Below are 1,142 nucleotides of genomic sequence, written 5' to 3'. Positions count from 1 at the left end.
GTGTCCCGTCGGGGACACCGGCCCTCGGCCGTGAGGTTCCTACTCCGTGATCTCGCCCGCGCGCTTGCGCTTCAACCACAGCGCCGCGCCGCCGGCCGCCACCACCAGTCCGCCGCCGACCGCCAGCAGCCCCGCGTCGGGGCCCATCGAGTCGCCGAGCACCGGGCCGAACTGCGCCGCCGCCGGCTCCGGGGAGACCGCCGGGTCCGACTCGGCGACCGGCTCCGCGTGCGCCACCGCGCCGCCCGACAGCAGGACCCCGGCCACGCCCAGCGCACCGGCCGTACCGACCCGCCGACCGAGCCGCTTCAGCTCGACCCCCCGGCTCCACCGCACTCGGCGGTCCGGACGCAATTCCCGCATCGAGAACTCCCCAGGACTCGTTCGCGTACCGGGCCGACGCTATCCGATCCCGCACAGGTTTCTCACACCGATTCAGGTTTGACGGGCCAAGCGTTGTACGACCGTTGCGTACCCCGCACGGGGTGCTGACGGACGGTCAGGAGCCTCAGGAGTTGTACGTCCCCTGGGCCCGCTCCAGCCCCTCGGACAGCAGCGCCTCCACCGCGTCCGCCGAGCGGTCCACGAACCACTCCAGCTCCTTGCGCTCGGTCGCGGAGAAGTCCTTCAGCACGAAGTCCGCGACCTCCATCCGGCCCGGCGGGCGGCCGATCCCGCAGCGCACCCGGTGGTAGTCCGGGCCCAGCGACTTGGTGATCGACTTCAGCCCGTTGTGGCCGTTGTCCCCGCCGCCCAGCTTCAGCCGCAGCGTCGCGTAGTCGATGTCCAGCTCGTCGTGGACCGCGACCAGCGCCGAGGCCGGCGCCTTGTAGAAGTCGCGCAGCGCCGTCACCGGCCCGCCGGAGAGGTTCATGAAGGACATCGGCTTGGCCAGCACCACCCGCCTGCCCGCCAGCCGTCCCTCGGCCACCTGCGCCCGGCTCTTGTGCGCCTTGAACCTGGCACCCATCCGCTGCGCCAGCAGGTCCACCACCATGAAGCCGATGTTGTGCCGGTTCCGGGCGTACTGCTCCCCGGGGTTGCCCAGCCCCACCACCAGCCACGGGCCCTCGTACTCGTCCGCCATGCCGTCCTTCCTCTCCTTCGCGCTCGTCGTCATCATCCCGGACACGCCGCTGCCC

2 protein-coding genes are annotated in these 1,142 nt (G+C 72.0%); both read right to left on the bottom strand.

Annotation, left to right across the window (positions count from 1 at the left end; genetic code table 11):
* Positions 1–39: 39 nt before the first annotated feature.
* Positions 40–336 carry a hypothetical protein gene (locus tag ACFU6K_RS39435; protein ID WP_380671550.1) on the bottom strand — a complete coding sequence of 99 codons (297 nt, stop codon included), beginning with the start codon at positions 334–336 and terminating at the stop codon, positions 40–42.
* A 172-nt stretch (positions 337–508) separates the two neighbouring features.
* Positions 509–1,087 (bottom strand): aminoacyl-tRNA hydrolase, encoded by a 579-nt coding sequence (pth, locus tag ACFU6K_RS39430; protein WP_074001289.1) that lies wholly within the window; start codon positions 1,085–1,087, stop codon positions 509–511.
* Positions 1,088–1,142 lie beyond the last annotated feature (55 nt).

Source organism: Kitasatospora sp. NPDC057512, assembly GCF_042802135.1.
GTDB lineage: Bacteria > Actinomycetota > Actinomycetes > Streptomycetales > Streptomycetaceae > Kitasatospora.
The sequence above is the reverse complement of the archived record's forward strand: the minus strand, read 5'-3'. Positions and strand labels throughout refer to the sequence as shown.

Bases quoted from the DNA above. Each gene is read 5' to 3' on its own strand.
- pth (WP_074001289.1), bottom strand. From the start codon at position 1,087: ATGGCGGACGAGTACGAGGGCCCGTGGCTGGTGGTGGGGCTGGGCAAC.